This window comes from Paenibacillus sp. 3LSP (assembly GCF_032465655.1).
Classification (GTDB): Bacteria; Bacillota; Bacilli; order Paenibacillales; family Paenibacillaceae; genus Fontibacillus; species Fontibacillus barengoltzii.
Genome location: NZ_JAWDJI010000088.1, coordinates 1 through 8,804 on the forward strand (window position 1 = coordinate 1; position 8,804 = coordinate 8,804).

An 8,804-nucleotide genomic window follows, 5' to 3' on the forward strand; every position below is an offset into this window, starting at 1 on the left:
CGCTGGAGCTGCTGCAGGCGCCCGCTTGGCGCAGCGCCTGTGTGGAAGACCCCGGCGGCGGGCTGTTCCTCTGGCTGCGCCTGCCCGCCGGGGTCTCCAGCGAAGCGCTGCTGCGCGCTTCGCTGTTGGAAGGCACAGCGTTCCTGCCGGGGACGCTGTGCTATGCCAAAGAGCCGGATGATCGCTTCATCCGGCTGACCGTTGCCGCGCATGAACCGGCGCAGCTGCGCGAAGGGCTGGCGCGTCTTACCGCCGCTCTCGCCGAGTTCACGGTGCGTTCTGTGGACTAATCCAGAACCAAACCACTGAATCGCTCTTATCCCTGTTCCTTTTCTGTGGTCGCTGCCGCCCGCCGCCAACTGTCCACGACATGGGCGTACTGGCGAAGCCCTTCCTCGCCAGCCGGTGTCAACGCATATCGCCCGCGCACCACGCGCCGGAACCAACCGTAGTAATCGCGCTGCAGGATCGCGGCGGCGCTGCCAACGCCGCTGCGGTCGCGCGCGTCCTTGGGCGACATTTCACCGCCGCCTTCTTCAATGGCGAGCGCCACGCGCAGCGCCCGTTCGCGGTAGGCTGTCACCAGCTTGGTGCCGGTACTTCCGCCAACGTTGTAGTCGCCGCTGCGCTCGTGGAACTCGTGAAGCAGCTTCTCCACTCGGCGCTTAACCACCTTCGGCCCCGGCAAGTATAGGGCGCCGTCCCCCGGCTGACACAGGACTTCCACGAAGGCAGGTTTTGTTTTATATCGAGTGACCGTGATCAACCCGAGTCCCAACCTGCGACATAGCATCGTAATTTCGCTCCATCGCTGGTTGTGCGCCCCTTTTTTGGCGCGATTCCGCTCTACGGCTAGATACACATCGGAGCTTAGGCGCTGTCTCTCCAACCCCTGCAGCAGCAGGGGAAGATTAAACGTCTTTTTGATCTCCACAATCAGCGGCTCATCGCGATCCGGCCGAACGCCAACCAAGTCGCAATGCCGCACTTCCCCCTTAATCACATACCCTCGCTCCTCAAAAAAAGCCTTCAACGGAGCGTACAATTCCGTCTCATGCTGTACCGCCATGACGATCCCCTTTTCCTCTTCGTTCCCATGATCCTGTTCAAGATTATATCACAAAGCAAAATCCCTACTTTTTCCATCTGAATATTTTCATCGGAAAAAAGGTCAACTTCTCTCTCCCCAGCGCATAGGTATGTAATACACTTTTTTATCGTGGATGCTCCATATCTGGTCACGCAAGTTCTAAAGATCGGGGACGCGGGAGAACCCCTAAAGCGGGAGTACAGGAGGTACCTAACATGGACATTTTTGAGCGAATAGCGGCTTATCGGGCGGAAAGCGACTCCTTGTCGTGGAGCGGCACATTTAAAGATTATGTTGAACTGTTGGCCAAAGACCCTTCGCCGGCGATGACCGCCCATGCCCGGGTTTATGAAATGATTAAATCCTACGGCATTGAAGAAGTAGACGGCCGAAAAAGGTATAAATTTTTTGAGCAGGAAATCTTCGGTCTGGATCGGGCCATCGAAAAGCTGGTCGAGGAGTATTTTCACTCCGCTGCTCGTCGGCTTGACGTACGCAAGCGGATTTTGCTGCTAATGGGGCCGGTCAGCGGGGGCAAGTCCACCATTGTAACGCTGCTGAAGCGCGGGCTAGAGAAGTTTTCCCGGACCGATAAAGGGGCGGTGTACGCCATCGCCGGGTGCCCGATGCATGAGGACCCGCTGCACCTCGTTCCGCATGAACTCCGGCCGGAAGTTGAGCAAACGCTGAAGGTTAGAATCGAAGGCAATTTGTGCCCGGTGTGCCAGATGCGACTGAAGACGGAGTATGGCGGCGACATCGAGAACGTCAGAGTCGAGCGGGTGCTTTTGTCCGAAGAGGAACGGGTGGGGATCGGCACGTTTAGCCCCTCGGATCCGAAATCCCAGGATATCGCTGATTTGACCGGCAGCATCGATTTTTCCACCATCACCGAATATGGTTCCGAATCCGATCCGCGGGCCTACCGCTTTGACGGTGAGCTGAACAAGGCCAATCGCGGCCTGATGGAGTTCCAGGAAATGCTGAAATGCGATGAGAAGTTTCTATGGAATCTGTTGTCGCTGACCCAGGAAGGGAATTTCAAGGCGGGGCGGTTTGCGTTGATCTCGGCGGATGAGCTGATTATCGCGCACACCAACGAAGCGGAGTACAAAGCGTTTATTGCCAATAAGAAAAATGAAGCCTTGCAGTCGCGGATGATCGTCATGCCGATCCCTTATAACCTCAAGGTGTCCCAGGAGGAGAAAATTTACGCCAAGCTGATCGCCCAGAGCGATATGAATCACGTTCATATTGCGCCGCATGCCCTGCGGTCCGCCGCGATTTTCTCCATCTTAACCCGGTTAAAGGAGACGAAGAAACAAGGCGTCGATCTGGTGAAAAAGATGCGGCTCTACGACGGAGAAGAGGTTGAAGGATACAAAGACGCCGATTTGAAGGAACTGCAAAACGAGTACCTGGAAGAAGGCATGTCCGGCGTCGATCCGCGTTACGTCATCAACCGGATTTCCAGTGCGCTGATTAAGCAAGATTTGCATTGCATGGGCGCACTTGATATTTTGCGGGCTATCAAGGACGGTCTCGACCAGCATGCTTCGATTACGAAGGAGGAACGCGAGCGTTACTTGAACTTCATCAGCATCGCCCGTAAGGAATACGACGAGATTGCCAAGAAAGAAGTGCAAAAAGCGTTCGTCTACTCGTTTGAGGAATCGGCGCGTACGTTGTTCGAGAACTACCTCGACAACATCGAGGCGTTCTGCAACTGGACCAAAATCCGCGATCCCCTTACTGAAGAGGAGATGGATCCAGACGAGCGGCTGATGCGCTCGATCGAGGAGCAGATTGGCATCTCGGAGAACGCGAAGAAGGCGTTCCGGGAGGAAATTTTGATCCGGATCTCTGCGTATTCGCGGAAAGGGAAGAAATTTGAATATAATCACCACGACCGGCTGCGGGAAGCGATCGAGAAGAAGCTGTTCGCCGACCTGAAGGACATCGTTAAGATCACGACATCAACCAAAACGCCGGATGAAAATCAACTTAAACGCATCAACGAGGTCAGTAAGCGGCTGATTGACGAGCACGGCTACTGCCCGGTGTGCGCCAACGAGCTGTTGCGTTATGTCGGCAGTTTGTTGAACCGGTAAAGCGCAGCAGTTGCAAGGTGGGGGGAGATCCTTCCACCTTTTTTTAGTGTGCTGGAGCGTGCATCTACCTGTCCTTACGTTCTACCGCCCGTGTTCCTCCACTATTCAAACGGTTTTTCCTTCCCCCATTTTACCCACCTTACTCACGTCACTCACGTCGTACCTCTCCAACAATTTTATGTCCCACCATGCCACACTCGCTCCCTAATTAACCGTGACACGTTACCTTATGTTTGCGCTCCCCTAATTTACTGGCTTCACACCCCCACGCGGCACTTTATCCACCAACTAACTGGATTTTCTACCGCTAATTTCGTGTCGGAAAGGCTTGTTAAACAAATTAACTGGAAAAAGTACCGCTAATTTCGCATCAAACTCGCCAATCCAGCAAAATCGCCCAAATTAACGTTACTTTTTACCGCTAATCCTCTCCTAAGCGCAAAATGAGCAAAATTAACGGTAGGTTTTACAGCTAATATGTTTCCGCGTATTGAAGTCCCTAAGCGAAGATCAGGTTCAACCAAGCAAACCCCAACCCAAGCCCCATCCGTTGCCCCTTCAACTAAACAAATCACAACTCGACGGCATCTGGCAAGACCGGGACGGATTTGTGCGCCAAGCATCACCGCCTACTGGGTATTCGCATACGATAATTTGAACTTGAAACGTTGGAGGCGAAGAACGAATGAGTGTTCAACCATGGGGTTATCCGCAGCATCGAGTCGTTTACCAGGCGAATCCGCAGCATGTTCAGCACTTGCGGACGGTTCGTAACCAGGTGCACGACATCTGCCGGCAGCATATGAATCAACGGGTGCGTATTGAAACGATGGATGGTCATGTGCATGTGGGCCGAATCGTGGGTTGCCAAGGCGGGTTATTGCAATTGGCTGTTCCGCGGCAAGGGGGCCAGCGCGCCTTTGGCGTTCCTTATTGGGGGCTTAGTCCCAGTGATGAGACCATTTTGACACTGGTTCTCTACGAGCTGCTGGTCATCGCACTGCTGTCCTGATGGACTCTTAAAGGGGCATACCATACTGAGTGCTCCCCAGATCAAACAAGAGCCGCCAGATCAATTGATCCGTGCGGCTCTTTCTGTTAGTTTGAAACCATAGGGGGCGATACCTTGGAAAAGAGTAACCAACTCATGATCATCGTTGCTGCCATCGCAATCTTAGCATGCACCTTCTGGGCCGGATATGCGATTGGCTTGAAGCAGAGGGCACCTATGGATCCTTCTGCTGTTCAGCAAGCCATTCATTCCAGATGGGTTCAGGCTGACACGCCGCCTTCGCCTGCGGTGACCGTACAAGGAAAGGCCATCGAAGTGGCTAGGGGCGGTTACTCGTGGTGTAAGCCTGTATATAACAGCAAAGGCAGCTGTGTCAGCGTGGATTCCAGCATTCTTGAAACCGAGCCCGTTGAAGTACCCGCAGGCGCTCCAATCGATACCGAAGCGCCCAAGGGCATCAAGGAATTTACGCTAACGGGGATGGATTCAGCAGACGGGGCGCTCGAGCATCCCTACACGGTCCCGCAAGAGAAAGGAATCTATAAGTACCGCATCCATTGCGAATGGTTTCTGGATCAAGGCCAAAGCGACTTTTATTTCACCTTAAAAGTCACCTGAACTCAAAGCATCTTCCTCACATGCTTCTGCCCGTCATAAGAGAAGAGCGCCCGTTTATCCTCCACCACCGTCTCCAGATGCACCGGGCGGCCCCATAACTTGTAAACGTAAGGGAGTGTATGCTCCAGATACTTCAGGTCCAGCTCAATTCCTTCATATTGATGCTTCAGCAGCAGCTCGCCGGAGCGCAGGTAGTCGCCGTCTTGGACAACGATGTAGGGCGAGCCGCCGTTGACGCGGGAGGCGATCAGCTGGTCGCGGACATTTTCCCATGACTTGTCGGTGATTTTCCACTCCGGACCTTGCTTCTCGAAAATATACAAGTCCAGATCACGGACGAGATCCTTGGTCAAATAGCTGCGCAGGAAGGAAATGTCCGAATCGAGCTCACGCACCTCGAAGATTTTCTCACGGCCTTTTCCAGGCTCCCGGCCAAAGCGGCGGCGTTCCTCTTCGGTCGGGTTATCCCAGCGGCGCTCGATGTCCTCGAAGATCTTGAGCCCGAGGTAATACGGGTTCAGGCTTTGCAGCGACGGCTGGACGACCGAGGCGTTCAGCTTGGCGAATTCGACCGTTTCGTCGCTGGTGAGGTCCAGCTCACGGATAATGCGCTGATGCCAGTACGAAGCCCATCCCTCATTCATGATTTTCGTCTCCATCTGCGGCCAGAAGTACAGCATCTCCTCCCGCAGCATGCTCATGATGTCCCGTTGCCAGTCTTCCAACACTTCGGAATATTCCTGGATAAACCAGACGATATCCTTCTCCGGCTCAGGCGGGAAGTGGACGGCGGCCTCTTTGGCGTCGTCGTTTCGTCCGCTCGAAGGTTCATCAAGCGCCCAAAGATCGTCGTAAGGCCCTGCTTTCACCGAACCTTGCCGTCCTCCCTTTGCCCGCCGAATCTTTTCTTCCATCTGCTGTCGTTTATCATACCGCATCGGCTTGATCAGCTGCGGGTCGACGTGTTCCTGGATTGCCAGCACCGCGTCGATGAAGCTCTCCACCGTTTCCGCACCGTAGGCCAGTTCGTACCGGCTAATTCGCTCAGCGGTGGCGGCCATGCTCTCCACCATATCTCGGTTGGTCGCGGAGAAGCGCACGTTATTTTTAAAGAAGTCGCAGTGGGCGAGCACGTGGGCGACGATCAGCTTGTTCTGGATCAGTGAATTGCCTTCCAGCAAAAAGGCGTAACACGGATTCGAGTTAATGACAAGCTCGTAGATTTTGCTAAGTCCGAAATCGTATTGCATCTTCATCTTGTTAAACATTTTGCCAAAGCTCCAATGCGAAAACCGGGTTGGCATTCCGTAAGCCCCAAACGTATATATGATATCGGCGGGGCAAATTTCGTAGCGCATCGGATAATAATCAAGACCAAACGAGTCGGCGATCTCCATAATTTCTGCGATGGCATATTCGAGCTGTTCTAATTCGCTGCTCAACTAGCGGCACCTCCTTCGCGCTTGTGGAAGAACCGTTTTAACGCGTTGTAAACTTCGCCTTTTTCCTTAATGACGTAATACATGAATTTCTCTTGCTTGATCGTCCGGTAGGCGGACATCAAGGTACTGCCGCGATTGTACTGATTGACTTCCCCGTAGCCAAACATGTTGCTGCGCTTCATCAGCTCGCCAATCAGCTTGACGCAGCGCTCGTTATCGGAAGTCAGGTTATCCCCGTCGGAGAAGTGGAAAGGATAGATGTTGTAGCTGGACGGCGGGTAACGGGTGTCGATGATTTCCAGCGCTTTTTGATAGACCGAGGAGCAGATGGTGCCGCCGCTTTCCCCGCGGGTGAAGAACTCTTCCTCACTGACCTCCTTGGCCTCAGTATGATGGGCGAGAAACACAATTTCGACCTTCTCGTACTGACGCCGCAGGAATCGGGTCATCCAGAAGAAGAAGCTGCGCGCACAGTATTTCTCGAACGCCCCCATTGAACCGGATGTATCCATCATCGCAAGGATCACCGCGTTGGAGTGGGGCACAACGACGTCCTCCCATGTTTTGTAGCGGAGATCGTCCGGCGTAATGCCGTGGATGCCAGGAGTTCCGGCGGTGGCGTTACGGCGCAGATTCTCCAGGATCGTACGTTTCTTGTCGATGTTGGACATGAGGCCTTTTTTGCGGATATCGTTAAAGCGGATAGATTCGGTTTCCAAATCTGCCTTGTCTTTTTCCTCGATATAAGGCAATTCCATCTCTTCGAACAGCATATCCTCCAGTTCTTCGATGCTAATCTCCGCTTCTACGTAATCGTAGCCCGGCTGATCACCGGCCTTGCCGCCTTTCCCGCCTTTTCCATTATCCTTCGGGCTGTCTTGGCCGAGTACGTCTCCCACCTCGCTGCTCCCGTCGCCTTGGCCAACATGCTTATGTTTTTGGTAATTATGGATGAAGCGGTACTCTTCCAAATTGCGGAGGGGGACCTTAATGATCTGCTTGCCGTCTGACATGATGATATTTTCTTCGGTGATGAGATCTGGCAGATTTTGCTTAATAACCTCTCTCACTTTCTCCTGATGACGTTGTTGATCCTGATACCCTTTCCGGTGCAGCGACCAGTCCTCTTTGGAGACGACAAAGTGATATCGATCAGGCGTTGGCATAGATGAACACCTCCATATCGGGATTTCCCGGAACGCTATATTTGTGGATGTAAATAAAGTATATTCACGGAGAGGGGCGATATGTGAGGGAGCTTGCGCCGGTTTGGAAACAATAAGGCTGGAAAAAGGCGGAGATTCCCGTTAAGCTAATAACAGTTAGATTAGGTTAGGTTTGCGAAGGGGGTCACGAATTGGTGCCGATGAATCAGGTATGGCTGGAGCTATATGAAGCCGCGGATCAATTTAAGAAGCTGAAGCCATGGGAATGGCTTTCGAACGTTCATTTGTTTGGGGTTCGCAGTCCATGGGATCACCGTATCGGATATTGCTGCGTGATGGGGAGCGGCAAGGAAGTGTTTGGTATGGCCGTTTATTTGGGAACGGAGGGCCTGCAGACGGTGCTTGACATGTTAAATGGGGAATTCATAGGCGATCCGCTGTTTGCGCAGCATTGTTATATGCTGTCCTTTGGCAGCCGGGACGAGCTGTACCCGGAGGAATATGAACGGGTGAAGGAGTTAGGTTTATCCTTTCGCGGCAAAACTGCCTGGCCGTCCTTCCGTCTCTACGAGCCGGGTTACGTGCCTTGGCCGATAACGGACCGGGACGATATTGTCTTCTTGACGGAGATCCTCAGACAAGCGATGGAAGTGAGTCTTTCCTATCGGGAGGATCCCGATGCTCTATTGGAAGGCAACGGGGAACGTTTTCTCGTGCGGATTCCCGTTACCGGGGAGGGTGCGGGTACGACCGAATGGATCAGCGAATGGCTCAAGCCGGACCAGGCGGATCGGCCGCTGGAGCCAGCCGGACGAGCGGTCATGGTGGACGAGCTGCGCATGGTCAAAGCAAGGCGTGCAGTCAGCGGTGATGCGGGGGTCTGGGAGGTAGACAGCTTTTTTATCCCCATGCCCATTGAAGACGAGGAACGTCCGTTTTATCCGACGATGAACGTGATTGCGGATCAAGAGACCGGGCAGATCCTGCATTACGGGTTGACCAAACAGGCGGAAGCGTCCGAGAACCTTGCGGATGGTCTGCTGGGGTTGATCGAGACGTATAGAGTGATGCCGATGCGGCTTGTGGCCCGTACTTCCAGAGTGCTGGACGAGCTGGCATCGGTGATCGCAGGGTTTGGACTTGTCTGCAGTGTAGAACCGCAGCTGCCGGCGATTGAGGAGTTCCAGCAATCGGTAGGAGGCAAGCTATTATAACTAGATAAGTGCAGGATGATAGCCGGGGTTTCCAGCGTAGTTGCTGGGAGTCCCGGTTTTTTTAAGATATCAGAAAGTATACACTTCGGGGCATTAGCATCCTGATATCGCAAGAAAAACTTCCGCTAAACGCGGTCTGTCTACTTTGAAT

At 53.4% G+C, this 8,804-nt stretch carries 7 protein-coding genes and 1 pseudogene; 5 read left to right on the forward strand and 3 right to left on the reverse strand.

Annotation, left to right across the window (positions count from 1 at the left end; genetic code table 11):
* Positions 1–290 (forward strand): annotated as a pseudogene (locus RW092_RS06830) (hypothetical protein); the annotation flags it as partial.
* Between the two features lie 26 nt (positions 291–316).
* Here RW092_RS06830 and RW092_RS06835 read toward each other — a convergent pair.
* A complete protein-coding gene (locus RW092_RS06835; RefSeq protein ID WP_316009848.1) occupies positions 317–1,069 on the reverse strand; it encodes a DUF2161 domain-containing phosphodiesterase in 753 nt (250 codons plus the stop codon).
* Between the two features lie 236 nt (positions 1,070–1,305).
* Here RW092_RS06835 and RW092_RS06840 point away from each other — a divergent pair, with 236 nt between their 5' ends.
* From RW092_RS06840 to RW092_RS06850, 3 genes are all read left to right on the forward strand, one after another.
* Positions 1,306–3,201, forward strand: a complete 1,896-nt coding sequence (locus tag RW092_RS06840) for a PrkA family serine protein kinase (RefSeq protein WP_316009849.1) — start codon at positions 1,306–1,308, stop codon at positions 3,199–3,201.
* 685 nt (positions 3,202–3,886) lie between these two features.
* Positions 3,887–4,213 carry a hypothetical protein gene (locus tag RW092_RS06845; RefSeq protein ID WP_028538219.1) on the forward strand — a complete coding sequence of 109 codons (327 nt, stop codon included), beginning with the start codon at positions 3,887–3,889 and terminating at the stop codon, positions 4,211–4,213.
* 114 nt (positions 4,214–4,327) lie between these two features.
* Positions 4,328–4,831, forward strand: a complete 504-nt coding sequence (locus RW092_RS06850) for a hypothetical protein (RefSeq protein WP_316009850.1) — start codon at positions 4,328–4,330, stop codon at positions 4,829–4,831.
* 2 nt (positions 4,832–4,833) lie between these two features.
* On the opposite strand, the gene RW092_RS06855 is transcribed toward RW092_RS06850, so the two are convergent.
* Together RW092_RS06855 and yhbH are read right to left on the reverse strand one after the other, a co-directional pair.
* Positions 4,834–6,228 (reverse strand): SpoVR family protein, encoded by a 1,395-nt coding sequence (locus RW092_RS06855; protein ID WP_410055517.1) that lies wholly within the window; start codon positions 6,226–6,228, stop codon positions 4,834–4,836.
* A gap of 41 nt (positions 6,229–6,269) precedes the next feature.
* Positions 6,270–7,439 carry a sporulation protein YhbH gene (yhbH, locus tag RW092_RS06860; RefSeq protein ID WP_316009852.1) on the reverse strand — a complete coding sequence of 390 codons (1,170 nt, stop codon included), beginning with the start codon at positions 7,437–7,439 and terminating at the stop codon, positions 6,270–6,272.
* Positions 7,440–7,639: 200 nt separating this feature from the next.
* On the opposite strand from yhbH, the gene RW092_RS06865 reads away from it, so the two are divergent.
* A complete protein-coding gene (locus RW092_RS06865) occupies positions 7,640–8,653 on the forward strand; it encodes a DUF7309 domain-containing protein (RefSeq protein WP_397376647.1) in 1,014 nt (337 codons plus the stop codon).
* Positions 8,654–8,804 lie beyond the last annotated feature (151 nt).